This is a genomic window from Desulfovibrio legallii, assembly GCF_900102485.1.
GTDB lineage: Bacteria > Desulfobacterota > Desulfovibrionia > Desulfovibrionales > Desulfovibrionaceae > Desulfovibrio > Desulfovibrio legallii_A.
This window is the reverse complement of sequence record NZ_FNBX01000019.1, coordinates 1-22,578: the sequence shown is the minus strand read 5'-3', so window position 1 is coordinate 22,578 and position 22,578 is coordinate 1. Positions and strand designations below refer to the sequence as shown.

The following is a 22,578-nucleotide window of genomic DNA, read 5'->3' as shown; positions in this document are numbered from 1 at the left end:
GCCGCCGGAACGGTTGTCCTGCCGGGCGGTCAGCTTTGCGGCGCGGCTGTTTTTTCCTGGGCCGCCGCCGGCTGTTCGCGCAGGCGCAGGCCCAGCTCGCGCAGTTGCTTGGCCGCTACGGGGGAAGGCGCTTCCGTCATAAGGCAGGTGGCCTTCTGGGTTTTGGGGAAGGCGATGACATCGCGAATGCTGCCCGCCCCTGTCAACAACATGATAAGGCGATCAAGGCCGAAGGCAAGGCCGCCGTGGGGCGGCGCGCCCTGCTCCAGGGCCTGGATAAGAAAGCCGAACTGGGCCTCGGCCTGCTCCGGCGAAAAGCCCAGGGCCGCGAACATGCGGCGCTGCACTTCGCCCGTATGGATGCGGATGGAGCCGCCGCCCACCTCGTTGCCGTTGAGCACCATATCATAGGCGCGGGCGCGGGCCTTGGCCGGATCCGCGGACATGAGCTCCAGATGGCCGGGCGCGGGCGCGGTAAAAGGATGGTGGCAGGCCACATAGCGCTTTTCCTCCGCATCGTACTCGAAGAGGGGAAAATCCGTCACCCAGAGGAAATTGAAGCTGTTTTCCGGGATCAACCCCAGATGCCCGGCCAGATGCACGCGCAGATTGCCCAGCGCGGCGTTGACCATGGCCGGATCGCCCGCCTGGAAAAAGACAATGTCCCCCACCTGCAGGTCCAGCGCTTTGGCGATGCCCTGGCGCTCTTCCTCGGACAGAAACTTGGCAATGGGCGACTGCCACTCGGCGGCCTTGATTTTGATCCAGGCCAGGCCCTGCGCGCCGTAGATCTTCACAAATTCGGTAAAGCCGTCGATCTCCTTGCGGCTCAGGCTCTCCCCGCCGGGCACCTTCATGGCCTTGACCAGCGGAGCCGCGGCAAAGAGCTTGAAGCCGCTGCCGTGCACAATGGCGGTCACGTCCGCCAGCTCCAGACCAAAGCGGGTGTCGGGCTTGTCCACGCCGTAGCGGCTCATGGCTTCATCCCAGGTCAGGCGCGGGAAGGGCCGGGGAATCTCCAGGCCCATGACCTCCCGGAACACGCGCTCCATAAGGCCCTCGGCCACGGCCATGACCTGCTCCTCGTCCACAAAGCTCATTTCCATGTCCACCTGGGTGAACTCGGGCTGCCGGTCGGCGCGCAGATCTTCGTCGCGAAAGCAGCGCACAATCTGGAAGTAGCGCTCCAGGCCGGCCACCATGAGCAATTGCTTGAAAATCTGCGGAGACTGCGGCAAGGCGTAAAATTCGCCCGGATTAAGACGGCTGGGCACCAGAAAGTCCCGCGCGCCTTCAGGCGTGGATTTGGTGAGCACCGGGGTTTCCACCTCCGTAAAGCCCTCCTCGTCCAGGTACCGCCGCAGGCACTGGGCCACCCGGTGGCGCAGGCGCAGGTTGGCCTGCATGCGTGGCCGCCGCAGGTCCAGATAGCGCCAGATCAGGCGCAGGTTCTCGCCGGCGTCGCAACGGTCCTCAATGGGGAAAGGCGGCGTTTTGGAGGTATTGAGCAGCTTCCATTCGTAGACCACCACCTCAATCTGGCCCGTGACCAGATTGGGGTTGACCATGCCCTCTGGCCGGGGCCGCACCTTGCCCTTGACGGCCAGCACATATTCCGAACGCAGGATATGCGCGTTGGCATGGGCCTCCGGGGCCATATCCGGGCTGAAAACCACCTGGGTAAGGCCCTCGCGGTCGCGCAGGTCCACAAAAATCAGCCCGCCGTGGTCACGCCGGTACTGCACCCAGCCCATGAGGCAGACCTCCGCCCCGTCGTCGGCAATGGTCAGCTGCCCGCAGTGGTGCGTGCGCCGCCAGTCGCCCAGGTCGGTAACGTATTTGCGGTGCTCCTGCTGCACGTCCTGCTGCTGGCGGTCTTGCGCCGCCGTATCCATCTGCTCAGTCATTGGTTTCGGCTCCCGCCTGCAAAAAGTCCACAATTCCGGCCCTGGGCACGCTCTGCTGCCGGCCGCTTTCAAGATGCTTGGCCACCACTTCGCCGCGAGCCAGCTCGTCCGGCCCCAGAATCAAACCATAGCGCGCTCCGGATTTGCCCGCCTGGCGCATCAGGCTCTTGAACCCGCCTTCGCTGAAATTCATCTCGCCGCGCAGGCCCGCGCCACGCAACTGCTGCGCCAGCAGCCAGCCCTCGCGGCGGCTCGGCCCATCCATGCAGACCAGATAAAAATCCGGGGCCGGGGCCGGGGCCGCGCCCGCCTCCAGCATGAGGGCCAGACGCTCCATGCCGCAGGCAAAGCCCACGCCGGGCACGTCCGGCCCGCCCAGGCTCTGCACCAGGCCGTCGTACCGGCCGCCGCCCGCCACCGCCGCCTGCGCGCCGATGCTGCCGCTCACCACCTCAAAAGTGGTGCGGCAGTAATAGTCCAGCCCGCGCACCAGGCGGTGGTCCAGCTCATAAGCCACGCCCGCCGCGGCAAGCAGATCCAGCACCACGTCAAAGTGCGCCCGGCAATCGGGGCAATTGTAGTCCAGCAGATGCGGGGCCTGATCCGTAATGGCCCGGCAGCCGGGCTGCTTGCAATCCAGCACGCGCAGCGGGTTGGTCTCCACCCGGCGGGCGCAATCCGGGCAGAGCGCCGCCCTGTCCACCCCCGCCAGATAGGCCAGCAAAGCCTCACGAAACCGGGGCCTGCACTGGGCGCAGCCCAGAGAATTGACCTTCAGCGTCAGCTCCCGCAGGCCCAGCGCGCCCAGAAACCGCAGCAGCATGCTGATGAGCTCCGCATCCGCATACGGACTGTGGCTGCCCAGGCACTCGCAGTTGATCTGGTGGAACTGGCGCATGCGCCCCTTCTGCGGCCGTTCGTAACGGAACATGGGCCCCGTGGTGAACAGACGGCTCACGGCCTCCTTGTTGACCAGCCCGGCTTCAATATACGCCCGCATGACCCCGGCCGTGGCCTCGGGCCGCAGGGTGAGCGACCGCCCTTTGCGGTCCGGAAAGGTGTACATCTCCTTCTGCACCACATCGGTTTCCTCGCCGATGGAGCGCTGAAACAGCTCCGTAAACTCCACAATGGGCGTGCGCAGCTCCACAAAGCCGTAGCGAAAAAACACCTCCCGCGCCGTGTTCTCCAGGCGCGTGAACGTGTCGCTCTCCGGCGGAAACATATCCGCAAAACCCTTGATGCGCGTAATGCTCATGCTGTCCTCTGGGGAGGCGGGGAGAAGTGCGGGGGAGGAACCCTTTTGAAAAGGGTCTCTCCCCCGCGCGCCCACCCCCTAAACGTTTGCTGCTGCTTCAATAAACCCAAGGAAGTCGCAAAAAATTTGGGAAGCTGGGGGCAAAGCCCCCCTAGCCGCCGGAGGCGGCTTTCTGCAGCCCCTTCGCAACACATTTGCGCGTTCCATTTTTGCAAAACTTGGTAAAGTTATCCTGGACTAGCGCTGGCCGCAAGGGGCGTCGAAGCGGAATTTGCCGCCGCATTCCTCGCAGGGCACGGGGTAATCGCCGGTAAAGCAGGCCAGGCAGTAATCCTCAGGATGGCTTACGGAGCCCAGCAGGCCCTCCACGCTCAGGTAGTGGAGGGAATCCGCGCCCAGTCGGCGGGTGATTTCCGGCAGGCTGTGCTGGGCGGCGATGAGCTCGCCGCGCGAGGAAAAGTCTATGCCGTAGTGGCAGGGGAACTTTACGGGCGGACAGGAGATGCGGATATGCACTTCTTTGGCGCCCAGCTCGCGCAGTTTTTTGACCCTGGTGGTCATGGTGGTGCCGCGCACGATGGAATCGTCAATGATGCAAAGGCGTTTTCCCTCGATCATGGCCCGCACGGGGTTGATTTTGACCCGCACGCCGAAGCTGCGCATGCTCTGCGAAGGCTGGATGAAGGTGCGGCCCACATAGTGGTTGCGGATCATGGCATGCTCATACGGCAGGCCGGAGCGCTGGGCAAAGCCCAGGGCCGGGTAGACGCCCGAATCCGGGAAGGGCATAACGTAATCCACATCCGGGGCGGATTCTTCCGCCAGGTTCCAGCCCATTTTTTTGCGGCAGAGGTAAACCTGCTCGTCAAAAACGTAAGAATCGGGCCGGGCAAAGTAGACCAGCTCAAAGATGCACTGCCGCTTGTGGGCGGGGCGCTGGCCCAGCAGCCACTCGCTGCGCACGCCGGTTTTATCCGCAATAACGATCTCACCCGGCTCCACGCTGCGTTCGTATTCGGCCTCCAGGAGGTCAAAGGCGCAGGTTTCGGAGGCAAAGACCACGCTGCCGTTTTTGCGGCCCATGGCCAGGGGATGGAAGCCCAGGGGATCGCGCACGGCCGCCAGCACCCCGTCCACCATGACCAGCAGGCAGTAGGCCCCGCGCACGCGGGCGCAGGCCTCCTTGATGGCTCCGGGCATATCGTTGTGGCGCAGGGCCCGCACCAGAAGGTGCATGAACACTTCCGTATCGTTGCCCGTGGAAAAGATGGCCCCTTCGTTTTCCAGGTCTTCGCGCAGCTCGCCGGCGTTGACCAGGTTGCCGTTGTGGGCCAGGGCCACGTCGTGGCCTTTGTAGCGCACCAGAAAAGGCTGGGCGTTAGCGCTGACGGAGCGCCCGGTGGTGGAATAGCGCACATGGCCCACGGCGATGCGCCCGGTCAGGGCCTGCAGGTCCGCTTCGGCAAAGACGTCCGGCACAAGGCCCATGCCTTTGTGCTCGTGCACGCCCGCCGCGTCGCAGGTGACGATGCCCGCGCTTTCCTGCCCGCGGTGCTGCTGCGCGTAGAGCGCAAAATAGGCCAGACGCGCCGCGTCCTCATGATCATAGATGCCGAAAACGCCGCATTCGTGCTTGATCATACGCTGTTACTTCTTCATTTTCTTCCGCAGGTGCGCAATCCGGTTGTCAATGACCGGGGGGTTGGGGTAGGCGTCCCGCGCAAGTTCAAACTGTTTCAGGGCTTCCCTGGTTTTGCCCAGCTGCTCCAGGGCGTCCGCAAGCAGGTAGCCAGCAAGCCCCCGCAAGGGCTTTTCCGCGTCGCTGTCCAGAATCTGCTGCGAAAGGTCCGCCGCTTCCTGCCAGCGTTCCCGCGCCGTATTCTGATCCGCCAGGTCATAGGCGCAGAGCAGCGTCTCTTTTTCCGCCACGGGCAGAGCCAGGCACTGCTGCAAGGTATCCTCCGCGGCGTCAAAGCGCCGCAGCTTGAACTGCATGCCCGCCAGCCTGCGGTAGCCTTCCACGCTCTGCCGCGGCGTCAGCCCGGCCAGGCCGATATAAGCGTTCCAGGCGTCGGCCGCGGCCTCGTGCCGGTGCATAACCTCGTTAACTTCGCCCATGCGCCGCAGAATGACGGCCGCGCGGGCGTCGTTATCCATATATTCTTCCAGCATGGTTTCCAGCAGTTCCAGGCTGGCCCTGGGCTCCTGCCCCGCCGCGTTGACCACGGTGAGCAGCTGCCGCCAGGCTTCCCAGCGCTGGTCCGGATCCTGCTCTTCCCGCAGAAAGCGCTCCAGCAGCCGTTCCGCCAGGGACCAGTCCTGCCGGGCCATGGCGGCGCGGGCCTCCGTAAGGTCGTCCCCGGTGAGATCCCGGTTGCAGCCCGCAATCCACGCAAGGCAGAGCAGCACTACAGCCAACGCGGCCCACAGCGGCTGCCGCGCGATTTGTGCGGCCAGCGGCGCAGCGGCAGGCACGATCGCGCGGCCGGGCCGGGCCGGGTCGCCCCAGGGGGCCGCCGCAGGAAGCCGCTGCCCCCCCACGGGCTAGTCCTCCCCGTCTCCGGGGCCGGATTCCGGCGTTGCCGGCTTCTCCGTTACGGGCGCAGGCGGCGCCTGAGGCGCTTCGTCCATATCCTCGCCCGCGTCCCGGCCGGTCTGGCCGCCTTCGTCCACGCGGTCAAAGCCCACCACCCGCGCGCCTTCGTCCAGGCGCACCAGCATAACGCCCATGGTGGCCCGGCCTTTGCTGCGCACGTCTTCCACCCCGATGCGCACTACCTTGTTGGTAGAGGTGAGCAGGATGAGGCCGTCGCTGTCCCGCACGGGCATGGCCCCCACCACGGGGCCCGTCTTGGCGGTCACCTTAAAGTTGATAATGCCCTTGCCGCCGCGGCTCTGCACCCGGTAGAGGTCCACGCTGGTGCGCTTGCCGTAGCCATTGACGGAGATGGACATGATTTCCGTGGTCCTGTCCACATCCTTAAGGATGACCCCGGCCACCACCGCGTCGTGCCGCCTGAGGGCAATGCCCTTGACGCCCGTGGCCACGCGGCCCATGGGCCGCACGTCCTGGCAGGCGAAGCGGATGGCGTAGCCGTCGGCCGTGGCCAGCACAATGTGGCTGTTGTCGCGGATGGGCCGCACCACCACCAGCTCGTCGTCCTCACGCAGGCCCACGGCCATAAGGCCCGTCTTGCGGCAGCGGGCGTACAGGGAAGCCGAAGACCGCTTGACCATGCCCCGCTTGGTGACGAACAGGAAAAACTTGTCCTCGGCAAATTCCCGCAGGGCCAGCACCGTGGTGACCCACTCCCCTTCCTCCAGCGGCAGCAGATTGTTGATATGCACGCCCTTGGCCGTGCGGCTGCCTTCCGGCACCTGATGCACCTTGAGCTGGTGCATGCGGCCTTTATTGGTAAAAAGGCAAAGATACTGGTGGTTGGTGGTGGTGAGAAATTCCTGCACATAGTCGTCATCAGAAATGTGCAGCGCCGCAATGCCCTTGCCGCCGCGCTTCTGCTGCTGGTAGTTTTCCAGCGCCGTGCGCTTCATGTACCCGCGCCGCGAAAGGGTGATGACCATTTCGTCGTCCGGGATAAGGTCTTCGATGTCTATGCTGTTGAGCGCCTCGCGCAGCACTTCCGTGCGCCGGGGCGTGGCAAAAGTGTCGCGGATTTCCGTAATTTCTTTTTTCAGCTCCCCGCGCAGCACTTCCGGATTGTCCAGCACGGACTTGTAGAACTGAATTTTCTGCAAAAGATCCTTGTATTCGGCCATGAGCTCATCGCGCTGCAGGCCCGTAAGGCGTTGCAGGCGCATTTCCAGAATGGCCTTGGCCTGCACCTCGGAAAGTTCAAACCGGGCCATGAGGGCCGCGCGGGCCTCGTCCGGGCTGGCCGAGGCGCGGATAAGCGCCACCACCTCGTCAATATTGTCAATGGCAATGCGCAGGCCTTCCAGAATATGGGCGCGGGCTTCGGCTTTTTCCAGGTCGTAGCGCGTGCGGCGGATGACCACCTCGCGCCTGTGGTCCACAAAGCAGGAGAGCGCCGTCTTTAAGGTAAGCAGCTGCGGCCGGTTGTCCACCACGGCCAGCATGTTGATGCCGAAGCTCGTCTCCAGCGGCGTGAACTTGTACAGGCCATTGATGACCAGATCCGGAATGGTGCCGCGCTTGAGGTCAATGACCACCCGGATGCCCTTGCGGTCCGATTCGTCCCGCAGATCGGACACGCCGTCGATCTTGCGGTCGTTGACCAGGGCGGCGATCTTTTCCACCAGGGAGGACTTGTTCAGCCCGAAGGGGATTTCCCTGATGATAATGGCCTGCGCGCCCTTTTTGCGGTCCTCCACTTCCACCCGGCCGCGCACCTTCACCGTGCCGCGCCCCGTGTGGTAGGCGTCGTACAGGCCCTTGCCCGCATAGACAAAACCGCGGGTGGGGAAGTCCGGCCCTTTGACGAAGTCCATGAGGTCGTCCACCCCGCACTGGGGGTTGTCCAGCAAATAGAGCAGCGCCTCGCAGAGCTCGCCAAGGTTGTGCGGCGGAATATTGGTGGCCATGCCCACAGCAATGCCCGAACTGCCGTTGAGCAGCAGATTAGGCACCTTGGTGGGCATTACCGAAGGCTCTTGCAGGGTGTTGTCGTAGTTGGGCCGGAAATCGACGGTGTTTTTGTCGATATCGTCCAAAAACTCCTGCGCCAGCCGCGACATGCGCACTTCCGTATAACGCATGGCCGCCGGGGCGTCGCCGTCAATGGAACCGAAGTTGCCCTGGCCGTCCACCAGGGGATCGCGCATGGAAAAATCCTGCGCCATGCGCACCAGGGCGTCGTAAACCGCAGAATCGCCGTGCGGATGGTACTTGCCTATGACGTCGCCCACAATGCGCGCCGACTTTTTGTGCGGCCGGTTATAGGCGTTGGAAAGCTCATACTGCGCATACAAAATACGCCGGTGCACGGGCTTGAGACCATCGCGCGCGTCCGGTATGGCGCGCCCGATGATCACTGAAAGCGAATACTCCAGATACGACTTGCGGAGCTCTTTCTCAATACTGACTTGCTGCTGCGTTTCTGCCACTACAGGCCTCGTTGCTTTTTATGCGGAGGGAGAAGAACCTCCGGCGGCCGGGGGGCGAACAAGCCCCCGAACCCCCTTTATTACGCTCGCATGCTGCAACATTCTTATGCCAGAATGTTGCACTGCGAACCAAAAATAACAGTTTTCAGAGCTGCGGCGCGGGGTCCGGAGCCTTTTACAACAGGCCCGCATCCCGCAATGTTTTCCATCCTAAATATCCAGATCGTGCACAGCCAGGGCATTGCGTTCAATGAAGTCCCGGCGGGGTTCCACACGGTCGCCCATGAGCTCTTCAAAAGCGTCTGAGGCCTCGTTGGCGTCCTCCACGGAGACCTGGAGGAGCACACGGTTGTCGGGGTTCATGGTGGTAACCCAGAGCTGTTCCGGGTTCATTTCGCCCAGGCCTTTGTAGCGCTGGATGTTGATGCCTTTGCGGGCCTCGTCCAGCACCATGCCCATAAGACCGAAAAGGCTTTCGGCCTCGGCTTCGCCGTCCTTGCGGCGCAGCCGGAAGTTGAGCCCGCCGCACTCCTGGCGCAGGTCGTCAAACATCTGCCAGGTCTGGCGGTAGAGGCGCGAGCTGAAAAATTCCATGCCGCGCCGGGTGTGGTGCCCACCGGTGTTCTCAAAGACGGCAAAAAGACGTTCTTCTTCGTCTTCGCTCTGTTCCCGCTCCAGGGTCAGCATGTAGTTGTGGGCATTGAGCCATTGGATCAGGTCTTCGTCTTTGTTCTGGAGCAAATCCGGATCAATGCGCCGGGGGTAGGTGACCAGGGCCAGGAAGAGCTCGCGCGGGTTGCCGCCCAGCTCCGCATCGTTGATGCGGTTTTCCAGTTTTTCAATGCGTTCCATAAGCTCCACCATGACGTCGCCGCTGTAGGTCTTGCCGTTGGAGGCCAGCACGGCCACGTCTTCGCTCACCCGGGAGAGCAGAAACTCGTTGAGCTCCGCGTCGTCTTTGATAAAGCGCTCCAGGCGGGCGTTGTGGACGCGATAAAGAGGCGGCTGGGCAATGTAGACAAAGCCGCGTTCCACCATTTCCTGATACTGACGGAAAAAGAAGGTCAGCAGCAGGGTGCGGATGTGCGCGCCGTCCACGTCGGCATCCGTCATGATAATGATCTTGTGGTAGCGCAGCTTGTCCAGGTCCGTGTCTTCTTCCCCGATGCCAGCGCCCATGGCCGTGATAAGGGCCTTCACTTCCTTGTTGGCCAGCATGCGGTCAAAGCGGGTGCGCTCAGTATTAAGGATTTTGCCGCGCAAGGGCAGAATGGCCTGATTTTTGGGGTTGCGGCCCTGCTTGGCCGAACCGCCTGCGGAATCGCCCTCCACGATGAACAGTTCGGATTCCGACGGATCCTTGCTCTGGCAGTCCGCCAGTTTGCCGGGCAGGGCGTTGTCCGAGAGCGCGCCTTTGCGGCGCACCAGCTCTTTGGCGCGGCGGGCGGCGTCTCGGGCGCGGGCGGCGTCCACGGCCTTATCAATAATCAGACGGATGTCCTTGGGATTCTCTTCAAAATACACGTTCAGGCGGTCATAGACCACGCCGGCAACCAGGCCGGCCACTTCGCTGTTGCCGAGCTTGGTTTTGGTCTGCCCTTCAAACTGGGGTTGAGGCAGCTTGACGCTGACCACGGCGGTAAGGCCCTCGCGCACGTCGTCGCCGGAGAGGGCCGTATTCTTCATTTTTTTGGAAAGGTCCGGCTGGCTCTTGATATAGGCGTTGATGGCGCGGGTCAGGGCCGTGCGGAAGCCCACCAGGTGGGTGCCGCCTTCCTTGGTGCGGATGTTGTTGGCAAAGGTAAGGATATTTTCCTTATAGCCTGCATTGTACTGGAGGGCGAAATCCACGGTGACGTTGTCCACCACGCCCTCGCCGAAGATAATGGGATGGATGCCCTGCTCGCCCGAATTGAGATCGCCCACAAACTGGCGGATGCCGCCTTCAGCGTGGAAGAGGTGGTTTTCGCCCGTGCGTTCGTCCACGCACTCGATGATCAGGCCTTTGTTGAGGTAGGCCAGCTCTTCAAACCGCTTTTTGAGCGTCTCGTAAGAAAATTCCAGGACTTCAAAAATTTCTTCGTCGGGCTTGAAGGTCACAGTGGTGCCGTGGCCTTCCACGCCCTCGCTGATGACCGCAAGGGTATCCTGCGGCACGCCGCGGGCATAGTGCTGGCGGTAGCGCTTGCCGTCGCGCCGCACGGTAACGGTAAGCTCCTCGGACAAGGCGTTGACGCAGGAGACGCCCACACCGTGCAGACCGCCGGAAACCTTGTAGCTGGAGTTATCAAACTTGCCGCCGGCGTGCAGCTTGGTCATGACCACCTGGACGGCCGGCACGCCCTCCTTGGGGTGAATGTCCACAGGGATGCCGCGGCCGTCGTCCCGCACGGTGACGCTGTTGTCCGCGTGCAGAATAATGGTTATGTGCGAGCAGTAGCCCGCCATGGCCTCGTCAATGGAGTTGTCCACCACCTCATAGACCAGATGGTGCAGGCCGCGCGCGTCTGTGGAGCCTATGTACATGGCCGGGCGCTTGCGCACGGCCGAAAGGCCCTCAAGAATGGTGATGGAAGAGGCGTTGTAGCCGCCATTGCCGAAGGTGTCGGGAGCCATTAAACGTCTTCCTCGCTGTAATAGGTCGTTTCAGAAATGCGCATGGGCATGATGATGACCGTGTAGTCCGAGTCGTCCGCGCCGCGGATGCCGCAGGGGCCTTCCGTGCCCGTGAGCAGCATGTCCACCTTGGGGGAAACAAAGTGCCCCAGAATGTCCAGCAGGTTGCGGGTGGGGAAGGCTATGCGCTTAATATCCCCGCTGTAGGCCACTTCCAGGCTTTCGTTAGCCGAGCCCACGTCCTGCCCCTGGGCGGAAAGCTGCGCCTCGGCGGCGCTGAGGTCCATATAGGTGCAGCGGTCGCTTTCCGTATTAAAAATCAGGATGCGGCCCAGGGCCTCCATAAGCTCTTTGCGGTCCAGGCTCATGGGGCGCATGTCCTCCTCGCTCAGGCGGCTGAGAAAAACGTTGTAGTCCGGATACTGGTAGGCGGCCCGGGGCAGGCTCAGAGTTTCGTCGCCATTGACCGTGCGCAGGTAGAGACGTTTGTCCGTAAGGTTGAGCTCAATTTCGTCCACGCCCAGCCATTTTTTGATGTCCTGGAGGTATTTTTTCTGGATAAGCATGCCCTCCTGCGGCAGGCGGGCGGCCAGGTCGTCGTGGATAAAGGAAACCAGGGCAAACTGGTGACCGTTGAGCCCGCAGACGTCAATGCGGCCGTTGGCCTGCGGCTTCATGCACAGGCAGGCGATGGCGTCGCGGCTGTCGTCATCGTCAATGCAGAAGGAAACCTTGTCCAGCAAGTCCTGAAGAAAATCGCCGGACCAGGCCACGGCATTCTCTTCAGGAAAAGCGGAAACGTTCTGGAACCACTCCGCCCCGCTCACGGGTAGCTTGTAGCTGCGGCGGCCCTGCTCCAGGTGCAGGTTGCCCGTGGCCGCGTCCAGAGAAAGCCGCAGCACACCGCCGGGCAGCTGACGCACCAGATCCACAAAGGCGCGGCCCTGCACGCCCACCAGGCCGGGTTCCTCCACTTCCGCCGGATACCGGCCCGTGAATTCCAGGGTGGCGTCCGTGGCCATGACTTCCAGACGGCCGTCCTCGGCCTTGAGCCAGATGGAGCGCAGGTACTGCGTGCCGGCCTTGGCCGGAAGAATGGCCGCGGCCTTCAGCAGGCCTTCGATGATCTGCTCTTTGTTTACAGTAAGTTTCATAAAATTTCCTTACTTGTTATTAGGGTTGTCGGTTTGTTCGTAAGTTTTGCAACAGCTTTAAATAACATATTTTTTTAGGAACACGCCGCCGCCGCCGCAAGGAACGCAAGGCACAGGCGGGCGGGCCTCCGGGCTGTATTGCTGGTTATGGCAGCTTTGCTTCCACCTTTGTCACCAATTGCTGGACACTTTTGTTACTAACTAAAAGTTTGTTAATCTTTTTAATAGCATGGATGACTGTACTGTGGTCTTTGCCGCCAAAGGCCCGCCCCAGTTCCGGGTAGGAAAGGCCCAGTTTGCGGCGGCAGACGTACATGGCCACCTGCCGGGCCAGGACCAGATCCGGCCTGCGTCTGCCGGCCAGGGTTTCTTCCGGGTCCAGGTTCAGGGCCAGGGCCACCTCATTGAGAATTTCCCGACAGTCCGGAGTTTTGTCTACCAGGCCCGTCCGGACGATGTTTTCCAGGTCTGTGCGGGTCAGGGCGCGGCCCTTGACCGTGGCAAAGGCCTCCACCTTGAGAAGCAGGCCCTGGAGCAGGCGGAACTGCGTGCAGCGCTGGGCCAGAAACAGGAGCTGATCGCGGGTCAGGCGCAGGCCGCGTTCTTTGCAGCAGAGCTGCAGGTAGCGCAGGCGCACGTCGAGGTCCGGTTCCATCAGCTCCACCACCAGGCCGCTTTCCAGGCGGGAGCGCAGGCGCTCGTCCAGCACTTTGAGGGCCTGGGGCTTGCCGGAGCAGGCAAAAACCATCTGTGGGGCCGGGGCGTCCGCCGCATGGGGGCGGGGGCAGGCGTCCATGCAGGCAATAAGTTTGCTCTGCCAGGCGGTTTCGCCGGCCAAGTCCTGAATGTCGTCCAGTATCAGAACCTGGTACCGCTCCCAGAGCAGTTCCGGCTGGCGGGCCATGGCCTGATTTTCTGCGCAGAAGCGGGCCGCGCCGGCGTGGATGACGTTGCCTTTGCCCCTGACTGCGGCCAGGGTGGCGGCCATGGAGCGCAACAGCTGGCTTTTGCCCGTGCCGCTGCGGCCGCAGAGCAGAAAGGGGTTATAGTTGCGCCCGGCTCTGCCGGCGGCTATTTCCCGCGCCGCCGTGAGGGGAAAGAGGTTTTTGTTGTTACAGAGAAAGGCCGCGAACAGGTTATCTTCTTCCTGCTCCGTTGCGGGCGGGCGAGGGGCGGCGTCTTCGTTGGCGGGAAGGGGCTCGCGCTCTGCTGGCGGCCCTGCCGGAGCGGCGTCCTGTTCATACAGAATAAGGGGACGGCTTTCAGCGGCAAAGCAGCGGTTGCAGACTTCCTCAAACAGTTTTTTTTTGTGCTGGCCGAACCAGAGGGCAAAATACCGGTGCGGAAAACCCACCAGCAGAATATTTTTTTCCCGGCGCAGGCTGAGGCTCTCCAGCCAGGTTTCCCCGGCCAGGGCCGGATGTTGCGCCAGTATGTCCCGCAATGGTTGTTTCAGCATAGGTTGGTCGGGCCCTGCCGCGGCCCTGCGCAAAAATCGTGTTTTTCCTCTGGCTGCCCGCTGCCGTTTTGTGGAAGAACAAAGATAGCGCATACCATAGAAGAAGTCATGAAACAAGTGCGCCCGGCTTCCCGAAGGCCGTGGGGCCGCCGGATCTTTGGGCGCGGCGGCTTTGCGGAAGCCCTGGCTCCTTGCCGGGGACGTCTGGACAAGGGATTTTGATGCGGGTATGCTGCAAGGATGTGGTTCCCCAAGAAAAAGATCTGGCTGGTAGCACTGTTGGCGGCGGCATTGCTGGCCGTGGCGTTGGTGCGCCAGGCCGGGCAGACGCCGCATCCGGCCCCGGCGGCAGAGGCCCCGGCGGCAGAGGCCCCAGCGGAACAGGGCGCGGCGATAAGCCCGCAGGAGCCGGCCGCGCCCGCCCCTGAAGCTGAGGGCACCGCTTCCGGCCCGCAGGAGGCGGGCGGAGCCGCCGCACCGGCAGAGAAAGAAGCGGCCGCAGCAGATCAGGCCGCTGACGCTGCTGACGCCGGGGCGGCCCCTGGCGAGGAAGTGGTGCGCGGCACCCTGGAAAAAGGGGACACGGTAGGCAAGCTCCTGGCCGACGCGGGCAGCGACGGCGTGCAGGAATATGTGAGCGCCGCCAGCAGCGTGTTTTCCATGCGGGCTTTTCGGGAGGGGCAGCCCTACGTCATTGTCACGGACGCGGCCACGGGCCGGGTCAAACGCTTTGAATACGAAATCGACAGCCGGCGGCGGCTGGTGGTGGAGGGGCTGGAAGAACCCGCCGCCAGGGTGGAGGCCATTGAGTACGTTACCCTGCTCAGCACGGTAACGGCCACCATCAGCGACAATCTATTTCAGGCTGTGGCCGACGTAGGCGAAAGCCCGCAGATGGCCCTTAAAATGGCCGAGCTTTTTGGCGCGGAGATCAACTTTATCCGCGATCTGCAGCCGGGGGACAGTTTTACCGTCCTGGTGGAAAAACGCTACCGCGAGGGCGATTACAAAGGCTACGGCCGCGTTCTGGCAGCACATTTCACCAATAAGGGCACCACCTACGAGGCCTATCTGTTTCGCGACGGCGACAATCCGGCGCAGTATTACAACGCCAAGGGCGAAAATCTGCGTAAAGCCCTGTTGCAGGCCCCTCTGGCCTTTACCCGCATCACTTCCCGCTTTACAAACAGTCGCAAGCATCCCATATTGGGGTATAGCCGTCCCCACCAGGGCGTGGACTACGCCGCGCCTACGGGCACGCCGGTCAAGGCTGTGGGACAGGGCGTGGTGACCCGCAGGGGCTGGGCAGGCGGCTACGGCAACCAGATTATTGTGCGCCACGGTTCCGGGCTGGAATCCCTGTATTCGCACCTTTCCGGCTTTGCGCGCGGGCTGCGCCAGGGGCAGAAGGTGCGCCAAGGGCAGGTTATTGGTTTTGTGGGCAGCACGGGCCTTTCCACCGGGCCGCACCTGGATTTTCGTCTGCGCCAGGGGGGCAAATTCATCAATCCTGTCAAAGCCATCAACCCCCGCGGCGCGCCGGTGAGCAAAAAATCCTTGTCCGCCTTTGACAAGGTAAAGGCGCAGGAATTGGCCTACCTCAAGGGCGAGCAGTCATTGAGCCTGTACACGGTGGACAGCATTGTGCCGGAAGCGCCCGTGTTCAGCACAGGCCCGGACAAGGACGCCGCGCCGGAGCGGGAGAAACCCCGTCGCCACCGTCGGCGTTGAAGGTTCGCGCCGCGTCCGGCAGCCCGTTATGCGCGGCGCTGTGCCCAACCATCGGAGGACGCATGACCGTTTTCGTCCCCATGACGGGGCTTACCCTGGTGTTGCAGAATACCCCGCCGGACAGCACCGAGGTCATTGGCTTCTATCCTTCCATCATCAGTGACAGTACCGCTGCCGCGGATCAGTTGCTTTCGCAGGACAGCGCTGCCTCCTTCATGCAGACGCAGTGGCGCATGGCTGCGGCCAACATGCTGGGCATAGGGATTATTGCCGGCGGCTGGGCGTAACTGCTGTTCAGGACAGCCCGGCTATGCCTGGCGCGGCTGGCGCGGGTAGCTGCGCTCCCGCGCCCCTTTATGCCGGGCGCAACAACCGCAGGCCCTACAGCCAAACTCTGTTTCCATGTCTCATGTTCCGCAGCCTTCGCGGGCAGCGGTTCTCCGCGCCTTGGCCGCAGGCTTTCCCCATCTCTCGGGCTAAGACAGCAGCGCGCAAAAGTTTCCCCTACCCCCGCATATTGTTACTTCATATCCGTGAACAGACGGGTGGACATGTAGCGTTCGCCAGTATCGCAGGCGAAGGTGACGATGTTTTTGCCCTGCATTTCTGGCCGGGCGGCCACGCTGAGGGCGGCGCGCACGTTGGCACCGGTGGAGATGCCGGCCACCACGCCCTGGCGCATGAGCTCGCGGGAGGTTTGCATGGCTTCTTCGCCGTCGGCGAGGAGGATTTCATCCAGCAGGCTGCGGTCGAGGATGTCGGGGATAAAGCCTGCGCCGATGCCCTGGATGAGGTGGGGGGCGGCCTTGCCGCCGGAGAGCACGGGGGAGGCGGCGGGCTCTACGGCGATGACTTTGAAGCCCTTGATGTGTTCTTTGAGAAAGCGGCCCGCGCCGGTAATGGAGGATCCGGAGCCCACGCCGGCCACCAGGGCGTCCATGCGCCCCACGCTGTCTTTGAATATTTCCGGTCCGGTGGTTTTGTAGTGGGCCTGGACGGCTTCCGGGTTGGTGAACTGGCCGAGGATGCAGCCGTTTTCCGCGGCGGCGATGCGTTGGGCTTCGGCCACCGCGCCGCTCATGCCCTGGGCGGCGGGGGTAAGAACCACGGTAGCCCCCAGGGCTTTGAGCAGGTTGCGGCGTTCAATGCTCATGGATTCAGGCATGGTCAGGGTGCAGTGCAGCCCGCGCACGGCGGCCACCAGGGCAATGCCGATGCCCATATTGCCGCTGGTGGGTTCCACCAGCAGGCCGCCGGGTTCCACCCGGCCCTCCTGGAGGGCGTCCTCAATGAGGTGGAAGGCCACCCTGTCTTTGATGGAGCCGCCGGGATTGCGGTTTTCCAGCTTAAGCCAGACGGTGCCCGGCAGATCGCGGGAGCGTTCTACCCGCAGTATGGGGGTATTGCCGATAGTCTGAAGAATGGTAGTCAGCATGGTGCAAGCCTCGCGTTGCGTCAGCGGCGTGCGCGCCGTCGTAAAAATTGTAATCCGCTTTACATCGGATGTTTTTTCCCTGAAACTTGAGGTGCAGAATAGAGGAAAGCGCGCGCCTTGGCAATTTTTCCCTACGCCGAGTCCCAGGCGGGCGCGCAACCCCGGTTCCGGAAGCGGCCGCCGCAAGGGGCGGGGAGCATTTCACCTTGTGCCGCGCTGGCGACGCGGCGGAACAGCGGAGCAAAACATGATGAAGATTTTTTCTGCCGCCGCCCTGGTTCTGACTCTGATGCTGGGCATTTCCGCCATGGCCCAGGCCAAGGCCAACACCGTATCTCTGTACACCGAAGCCGTTATGACGGGCGACATCCCGGCGCTGGAAACCCTGCTGGCCCCCAATTACTGGCATATCAACGCCAACGGGCATATTCAGGATAGGGAGCACTTCATCACCACCATCAAAAATCGGGAAATGGTCATTGACCGTCTTTCTTTCACCAATGCCCGCACCACCATTATCGGCGACGCCACGCTGATCACCGGCAACGGCACGCTGATGGGCCGGGCCGAGCCGCCTTTGCCCCAGGGCCTGATGCGCTTTACGCTGGTGCTGGTCAAGAATAAGGGCCGGGATGAAGTGGTGCTGTTTCAGGCCACGCCGGTCATTCCTTCGGTGGACTGCGCCGACGGCAACTGCAAAATCCAATAAACTTTGCCGCCCTTGCGAAGACCTTTTCGCAAGGGCGGCAGACGCCGCTTTGGCGTAGCGTAGAGCGTCAGGCCGGGGGTGCGCTGGCCCCGCGGCCTGCAGCGGCCACTGCTTATCTTCTGCGCACGGCGCGTGAAAGCGGCCTGAAAGCGTGCTGTGTGCAGACATGTTGACCGGCTGGACGCATGGAAGGCGAAGGGGCGGCATGACAAGGCCCCTCCGCCTGCGGGCCTGGAGGGCTAAGCCCGCAACGTTCCGGCTACGGTTTCGCCCAGGCGGCCGAGCTCGTGGATGATGGTCACGCCCGCAGCCTCCAGGGCGGCGATTTTGTCCTCGCCCCGGCCTTTGGAACCGCTGATGATGGCCCCGGCGTGGCCCATGCGCTTGCCCTTGGGGGCCGTAAGCCCGGCAATGAAGCCGAACACCGGCTTGGGGTAGGCGCTTTCTTTGATGTAGGCGGCGGCCTTTTCTTCCCCGTCGCCGCCAATTTCGCCGATCAGGCAGACGGCTTCGGTTTCCGGGTCTTCCCGGAACATTTTGAGCAGATCCGTAAAGTACAGGCCTGGCACGGGGTCGCCGCCGATGCCCACGCAGGTGCTCTGGCCCAGGCCCTGCGCTGTAAGCTGGTGCACGGCCTCATAGGTCAGGGTGCCGGAGCGGCTGATCACCCCTACGGAGCCGGGCTTGTGGATGTAGCCGGGCTGGATGCCGATCTTGCACTGGCCGGGAGTGATGACCCCTGGGCAGTTGGGGCCCACCAGCTGCGTGCCCGTGTCCTTGAGTCGGGCCTTGACCCGCACCATGTCCAGCACCGGGATGTGCTCCGTAATGCAGATGACCAGGCGCAGGCCCGCGTCTGCGGCCTCACACACGGCGTCCGCGGCCACGCTTGCGGGCACAAAAACCACGCTCACGTCCGCGCCCGTTGCCTTCACGGCCGCAGCCACGGTGTTGAACACGGGCACGCCCAGCACGCTTTGTCCGCCCTTGCCCGGCGTGCAGCCCGCCACCACCTGGGTGCCGTAGGCCAGCATCTGCTCCGTATGGAAGCGGCCTTCGCGCCCCGTGAGGCCCTGCACCAGCACGCGCGTGTCTTTGTTGACCAATATGCTCATGCCGCACCTCCAGCGGTGAGGGCCGCAATTTTGTGCGCCGCCTCGCTCATGGAGGCCGCCGTTTCAAAGTTCAGACCGCTTTCCCTGAGGATGCGCCGGCCTTCTTCCACATTGGTGCCTTCCAGCCGCACCACCAGGGGCAGGCGCAGGTCCACCTTGCGGGCCGCGTTGACCACGCCCTGGGCCACGATGTCGCAGCGCAATATGCCGCCGAAAATATTGATCAGGATGCCCCGCACATGCGGATCGGAGAGCATGACTTCAAAGCCCGCGGCCACCATCTGCTCGTTGGCCCCGCCGCCCGCGTCCAGAAAGTTGGCGGGCGCCGCCCCGGCCTGCTTGATGGCGTCCATAGTGGCCATGGCCAGGCCCGCGCCGTTGACCATGGTGCCCACATAGCCGGAGAGGCGCACATAGTTCACGCCCAGCTCCCGCGCCTTGCGCTCCAGGGGGTCGCCTTCCTCTGGGTCGTCCATGGCGGCCACGTCCGGGTGGCGTTTGAGGGCGCTTTCGTCAAAATCCATCTTGGCGTCCAGGGCCACAATGTCCCCCGCCGTGGTCACGGCCAGGGGATTGATCTCCACCAGCACGGCGTCCTTTTCCACGGCCAGGCGCACCAGGTTCTGCACCAGGGCCGCGCCCTTGCCCACCTGCTCCGGCGTGAGCCCGCAGCCAAAGAAGAGCTGCCGCGCCTGGTACGGCCAGATGTGGTGCCCGCCGTCCAGCCTGGTGGTAAAAATGCGCTCCGGCGTGCGCGCGGCCACGTCTTCAATGTCCATGCCGCCGTCGGGCGAGGCCATGACCGTCAGGCGCTGCGCGCCCCGGTCCAGCACCACGGCCAGGTAGAGCTCGCGGGCAATCTCCGTGCCCTGCTCCACCCAGACCTTGTGCACCTTCTTACCTTCCGGCCCGGTCTGGTGCGTGATGAGCTGCATGCCGATGATGTGCCCGGCCGCGGCCTCCACTGCGTCCAGATTCTTGCAGACCTGCACGCCGCCGCCTTTGCCCCGGCCGCCCGCGTGGATCTGCGCCTTGACCACCCACACCGGGCCCGGCAGGCCTGCCGCCGCGGCGCGGGCCTCGGCCGCCGTGGCCGCCAGCGCTCCCGCGGGCACGGGCACGCCGAACTGGCCCAGCAGGCCCTTTGCCTGGTATTCGTGAATATTCATGGATAAGCCTTTGTTATGTTGTTATTTTGTTGTTTTTTTGTGGGGGAGGGACCCTTTTGAAAAAGGGTCTCCTCCCCCACGCCCCCACCCCCAAAAACTTTTATTCTCTCAGGAAACGCGCTGGGCGTACCCTGAAACAAGCCTTGTGGGACCAGGAGCGGTGAAAAGGGGGTCCAGGGGGGCGTGCCCCCCTGGCCGCCGGAGGCAGTTTCCCCTTACGCCTGGGCCGAAGGCGCGGCCGCGGCCATCTGCGCGCCCAGGTGGAGGGCTTTTTTGTTGCTTTCGTGGAAGGCCGGAGCAAAGCGGTCGGCCAGGGCTTTTTCCAGGGATTCCAGGCGCACGGCCTTGGTCAGGGTAGCCAGGGCCCCCAGCACGCAGATGTTGAAGGCCTGGGTTTTGCCGTTAAAGGCTTCCTTTACGGCGTGGAACAGGGGCAGGCCCACGCGCCGGGCGTCGATGCGGGCCGAGGGGTGCACCAGGTCGCTGTCGTAAAGGCACATGCCGCCGGGCCGGATAAGCGGCAGGTACTTGGCGGCGGATTCGTCGGTAAGGGCCACCAGCACGTTGGGCTGGTTGACCTTGGGGAAGAAGATCTCGCTGTCCGCGATAATCACGTCCGAGCGGGTGGCCCCGCCGCGGGCTTCCGGGCCGTAGGACTGGGACTGCACGGCCACCAGCCCTTCGTACAGGGCCGCCGCTTCGGCCAGCAGGATGGCCATGGTGATGATGCCCTGGCCCCCGGAGCCGGAGAGAAGAAAACGGTATCTTTCCATGGGGCTACTCCTTGTGGGCCTTGGCGATGATTTTGGCGTATTCCTCGCAGTATTCGGGGCGCTGTTCGTCCACGAACACGCCGCGGGGAATGAGGTTGGGGTTCTCCTCCAGCTTTTTGGAGCCCAGGGGGGCGGTATTGTCGCGGTACCATTCCAGCATCTGCACGGCCCCGCCCATCTTGTTCTTGCGCCCGAAGTAGGTGGGGCACTGGGTGAGGATTTCCACCACGGCGAAGCCCTTGTGGGCAAAGGCCTTTTTGAGCAGGCTCACGATCTCCTTGACGTGGAAGGTAGTGGTGCGGGCCACAAAGGAGGCCCCCGCGCCAGTAGCCAGCTTCACCGTGTCAAAGGCGTGGTCAATGCTGTGGTAGGGCGCGGTGGTGGCCAGGATGCCCTCGCCGGAAAGGGGCGAGTACTGCCCGCCGGTCATGCCGTAGATGCGGTTGTTCATGATGATGGCCACCATGTCGATATTGCGGCGGCAGGCGTGGATAAAGTGGTTGCCGCCAATGGCCATGGCGTCGCCGTCGCCCATGGGCACCACCACGTTGAGCTCCGGCCGGGTCAGCTTGATGCCCGTGGCGCAGGCCAGGGCCCGGCCGTGCAGGGTGTGCATGCTGTGAAAATCCACATAGCCGGAAATGCGCGCCGAGCAGCCGATGCCCGAAACCATGCACATGTTGGAGGGATCTATCTGCAGTTCCTGCACGGTGTGCAGCAGGTTGTTAAGGATGGTGCCGTGGCCGCAGCCGGGACACCAGATGTGGGGGAAGAACCGCTCCCGGATATTCTGCACGCTCATCTCAGAACCCCCTTCCTTCAATAACCCGCATGACTTTGCCGATATCCGTGGGCGTGACCATGATGCCGTCCATGCGGTTGACCAGGAACACGCGGTCCGGCTTCTGCACCACCTGCTTCACCTGGGTGGTGACCTGGCCCATGTTCATCTCCACCACAAAAATGTTGCGGGCGTGGGCGGTTTTTTCCCGCACCAGCTGGGCCGGGAAGGGCCAGAGGGTCTGCAGCTCCAGCAGGCCGATGCGGTCGCCCTTGGCGCGGCGGGTCTCCACCAGGTGCCGCGCGCTGCGCGCCGAGGAGCCGTAGGAGATGATGATGTGCTCCGCATCCTCCAGGTAGAATTCCTTCCAGCGGGCCAGCAGGTGGGCGCGGTTTTCGATCTTGTCCACCAGGTGGTAGGCCAGCTTGCTGACCTGTTCCGGATTCTCCGTGGGGAAGCCCCAGATGTCGTGGAACAGGCCCGTGACGTTGTAGCGGTGCACGCCGCCGAAGTCCGACATGGGCAGGCGGCCGTCCTCGCGCGGCAGGTAGGGGTGGTAGTTGACCCCCGCGGCCACGTCCGTACGCAGGCGCTCCACCACGGGCAGCTCGCCCGCCGGCGGGATGAAGAGCTTTTCGCGCATGTGGCCCACCACCTCGTCAAACAGCAGGATGACCGGCGTGCGGTAGGTTTCGGCCAGGTTGAAGGCCTCCACCGTGATGCTGAACACGTCCTGAATGGTGGACGCCGTGAGCACGATGATGGCGTGGTCGCCGTGGGTGCCCCAGCGGGCTTGGTTCACGTCGCCCTGGGCCACCTTGGTGGGCAGGCCTGTGGAAGGCCCGCCGCGCTGCACGTTGACCACCACGCAGGGAATCTCGGCCATGACCGCATAGCCGATGGCCTCCTGCTTGAGGGAAAAGCCCGGCCCGCTGGTGGCGGTCATGGCCTTGGACCCGGCCAGGGAAGCCCCGCACACCGCGCACATGGAGGCGATTTCATCCTCCATCTGCACAAACTTGCCGCCCACGCGGGGCAGCTGCTCCGCCAGGTGCTCGGCCACCTCGGTGGATGGGGTGATGGGGTAGCCCGCAAAAAAACGCACCCCGGCATACAGAGCGCCGCGCACACAGGCCTCGTTGCCCTGCACGAAACGGATTTCGCCCTCGCTCATGCGGCCTCCTTGCCGTTGCCGGCCTTGCTTGCCCTGGCGGTTTTTTCCACCGTCACGGCCAGGTCGGGACAGTACTGTTCGCACATGCCACACTCCACGCACAGCTCAGGATCATGGCAGGCCTTGCCCGCGTCATCCAGAGACAGCGCCTTCTTGGGACAAAAGGCCACGCAGATGCCGCAGCCTTTGCACCATTGGCGATTGATGTAGAC

At 63.3% G+C, this 22,578-nt stretch carries 18 protein-coding genes; 3 read left to right on the top strand and 15 right to left on the bottom strand.

Going from position 1 to position 22,578, the window contains the following annotated elements:
* Positions 1-29: 29 nt before the first annotated feature.
* The 8 genes from aspS to BLS55_RS10200 all read right to left on the bottom strand — a co-directional run bounded on the left by aspS (position 30) and on the right by BLS55_RS10200 (position 13,479).
* Positions 30-1,907: an aspartate--tRNA ligase gene (aspS, locus tag BLS55_RS10235; protein WP_257243216.1), complete on the bottom strand. Its 1,878-nt coding sequence runs from the start codon at positions 1,905-1,907 to the stop codon at positions 30-32.
* Positions 1,900-3,165, bottom strand: a complete 1,266-nt coding sequence (gene hisS / locus BLS55_RS10230; protein ID WP_092154883.1) for a histidine--tRNA ligase — start codon at positions 3,163-3,165, stop codon at positions 1,900-1,902. The genes aspS and hisS overlap by 8 nt, the downstream gene beginning before the upstream one ends.
* A gap of 237 nt (positions 3,166-3,402) precedes the next feature.
* On the bottom strand, positions 3,403-4,806 hold the full coding sequence (gene purF / locus BLS55_RS10225; RefSeq protein ID WP_092154881.1) for an amidophosphoribosyltransferase: 1,404 nt from the start codon (positions 4,804-4,806) through the stop codon (positions 3,403-3,405).
* Positions 4,807-4,812: 6 nt separating this feature from the next.
* Positions 4,813-5,574, bottom strand: a complete 762-nt coding sequence (locus BLS55_RS10220; RefSeq protein ID WP_257243218.1) for a tetratricopeptide repeat protein — start codon at positions 5,572-5,574, stop codon at positions 4,813-4,815.
* A gap of 135 nt (positions 5,575-5,709) precedes the next feature.
* Positions 5,710-8,250: a DNA gyrase subunit A gene (gene gyrA, locus BLS55_RS10215; protein WP_092154879.1), complete on the bottom strand. Its 2,541-nt coding sequence runs from the start codon at positions 8,248-8,250 to the stop codon at positions 5,710-5,712.
* Between the two features lie 210 nt (positions 8,251-8,460).
* Complete coding sequence (gyrB, locus tag BLS55_RS10210) at positions 8,461-10,866, bottom strand: DNA topoisomerase (ATP-hydrolyzing) subunit B (protein WP_092154877.1); 2,406 nt, start codon at positions 10,864-10,866, stop codon at positions 8,461-8,463.
* Positions 10,866-12,020 (bottom strand): DNA polymerase III subunit beta, encoded by a 1,155-nt coding sequence (gene dnaN, locus BLS55_RS10205; protein WP_092154875.1) that lies wholly within the window; start codon positions 12,018-12,020, stop codon positions 10,866-10,868. Before dnaN ends, gyrB begins: the two co-directional genes overlap by 1 nt.
* 145 nt (positions 12,021-12,165) lie before the next feature.
* Positions 12,166-13,479: a helix-turn-helix domain-containing protein gene (locus BLS55_RS10200; RefSeq protein ID WP_092154873.1), complete on the bottom strand. Its 1,314-nt coding sequence runs from the start codon at positions 13,477-13,479 to the stop codon at positions 12,166-12,168.
* A gap of 240 nt (positions 13,480-13,719) precedes the next feature.
* On the opposite strand from BLS55_RS10200, the gene BLS55_RS10195 reads away from it, so the two are divergent.
* Positions 13,720-15,210, top strand: coding sequence for a M23 family metallopeptidase (locus BLS55_RS10195; RefSeq protein WP_092154871.1), 1,491 nt, complete (start codon positions 13,720-13,722; stop codon positions 15,208-15,210).
* A 62-nt stretch (positions 15,211-15,272) separates the two neighbouring features.
* A complete protein-coding gene (locus tag BLS55_RS10190) occupies positions 15,273-15,497 on the top strand; it encodes a hypothetical protein (protein WP_092154869.1) in 225 nt (74 codons plus the stop codon).
* A 233-nt stretch (positions 15,498-15,730) separates the two neighbouring features.
* Here BLS55_RS10190 and cysK read toward each other — a convergent pair whose 3' ends face one another.
* Entirely contained in the window at positions 15,731-16,645 is a 915-nt protein-coding gene (cysK, locus tag BLS55_RS10185) for a cysteine synthase A (RefSeq protein ID WP_092154867.1), read from the bottom strand.
* Between the two features lie 247 nt (positions 16,646-16,892).
* On the opposite strand from cysK, the gene BLS55_RS10180 reads away from it, so the two are divergent.
* Positions 16,893-17,354, top strand: coding sequence for a nuclear transport factor 2 family protein (locus BLS55_RS10180; RefSeq protein WP_257243215.1), 462 nt, complete (start codon positions 16,893-16,895; stop codon positions 17,352-17,354).
* A 239-nt stretch (positions 17,355-17,593) separates the two neighbouring features.
* Here BLS55_RS10180 and sucD read toward each other — a convergent pair whose 3' ends face one another.
* The 6 genes from sucD to BLS55_RS10150 all read right to left on the bottom strand — a co-directional run.
* Complete coding sequence (gene sucD, locus BLS55_RS10175; RefSeq protein WP_092153124.1) at positions 17,594-18,469, bottom strand: succinate--CoA ligase subunit alpha; 876 nt, start codon at positions 18,467-18,469, stop codon at positions 17,594-17,596.
* A complete protein-coding gene (sucC, locus tag BLS55_RS10170) occupies positions 18,466-19,638 on the bottom strand; it encodes an ADP-forming succinate--CoA ligase subunit beta (RefSeq protein ID WP_092153123.1) in 1,173 nt (390 codons plus the stop codon). Before sucC ends, sucD begins: the two co-directional genes overlap by 4 nt.
* Before the next feature lie 215 nt (positions 19,639-19,853).
* On the bottom strand, positions 19,854-20,411 hold the full coding sequence (locus tag BLS55_RS10165; protein WP_092153122.1) for a 2-oxoacid:acceptor oxidoreductase family protein: 558 nt from the start codon (positions 20,409-20,411) through the stop codon (positions 19,854-19,856).
* 4 nt (positions 20,412-20,415) lie between these two features.
* Positions 20,416-21,213, bottom strand: coding sequence for a 2-oxoacid:ferredoxin oxidoreductase subunit beta (locus BLS55_RS10160; RefSeq protein WP_092153121.1), 798 nt, complete (start codon positions 21,211-21,213; stop codon positions 20,416-20,418).
* Position 21,214: 1 nt separating this feature from the next.
* Positions 21,215-22,366 carry a 2-oxoacid:acceptor oxidoreductase subunit alpha gene (locus BLS55_RS10155; protein ID WP_092153120.1) on the bottom strand — a complete coding sequence of 384 codons (1,152 nt, stop codon included), beginning with the start codon at positions 22,364-22,366 and terminating at the stop codon, positions 21,215-21,217.
* A partial coding sequence (locus BLS55_RS10150; protein ID WP_257243200.1) for an indolepyruvate ferredoxin oxidoreductase subunit alpha occupies positions 22,363-22,578 on the bottom strand: 216 nt, incomplete at its 5' end. The genes BLS55_RS10150 and BLS55_RS10155, both read right to left, overlap by 4 nt.

Coding starts and splice junctions, on each gene's coding strand:
- cysK (WP_092154867.1), bottom strand. CDS start 16,645: ATGCTGACTACCATTCTTCAGACTATCGGCAATACCCCCATACTGCGG.
- BLS55_RS10195 (WP_092154871.1), top strand. CDS start 13,720: ATGTGGTTCCCCAAGAAAAAGATCTGGCTGGTAGCACTGTTGGCGGCG.
- gyrB (WP_092154877.1), bottom strand. CDS start 10,866: ATGGCTCCCGACACCTTCGGCAATGGCGGCTACAACGCCTCTTCCATC.
- BLS55_RS10155 (WP_092153120.1), bottom strand. CDS start 22,366: ATGAGCGAGGGCGAAATCCGTTTCGTGCAGGGCAACGAGGCCTGTGTG.
- BLS55_RS10180 (WP_257243215.1), top strand. CDS start 16,893: ATGATGAAGATTTTTTCTGCCGCCGCCCTGGTTCTGACTCTGATGCTG.
- BLS55_RS10165 (WP_092153122.1), bottom strand. CDS start 20,411: ATGGAAAGATACCGTTTTCTTCTCTCCGGCTCCGGGGGCCAGGGCATC.
- aspS (WP_257243216.1), bottom strand. CDS start 1,907: ATGACTGAGCAGATGGATACGGCGGCGCAAGACCGCCAGCAGCAGGAC.
- BLS55_RS10190 (WP_092154869.1), top strand. CDS start 15,273: ATGACCGTTTTCGTCCCCATGACGGGGCTTACCCTGGTGTTGCAGAAT.
- purF (WP_092154881.1), bottom strand. CDS start 4,806: ATGATCAAGCACGAATGCGGCGTTTTCGGCATCTATGATCATGAGGAC.
- sucD (WP_092153124.1), bottom strand. CDS start 18,469: ATGAGCATATTGGTCAACAAAGACACGCGCGTGCTGGTGCAGGGCCTC.
- dnaN (WP_092154875.1), bottom strand. CDS start 12,020: ATGAAACTTACTGTAAACAAAGAGCAGATCATCGAAGGCCTGCTGAAG.
- BLS55_RS10160 (WP_092153121.1), bottom strand. CDS start 21,213: ATGAGCGTGCAGAATATCCGGGAGCGGTTCTTCCCCCACATCTGGTGT.
- hisS (WP_092154883.1), bottom strand. CDS start 3,165: ATGAGCATTACGCGCATCAAGGGTTTTGCGGATATGTTTCCGCCGGAG.
- sucC (WP_092153123.1), bottom strand. CDS start 19,638: ATGAATATTCACGAATACCAGGCAAAGGGCCTGCTGGGCCAGTTCGGC.
- BLS55_RS10200 (WP_092154873.1), bottom strand. CDS start 13,479: ATGCTGAAACAACCATTGCGGGACATACTGGCGCAACATCCGGCCCTG.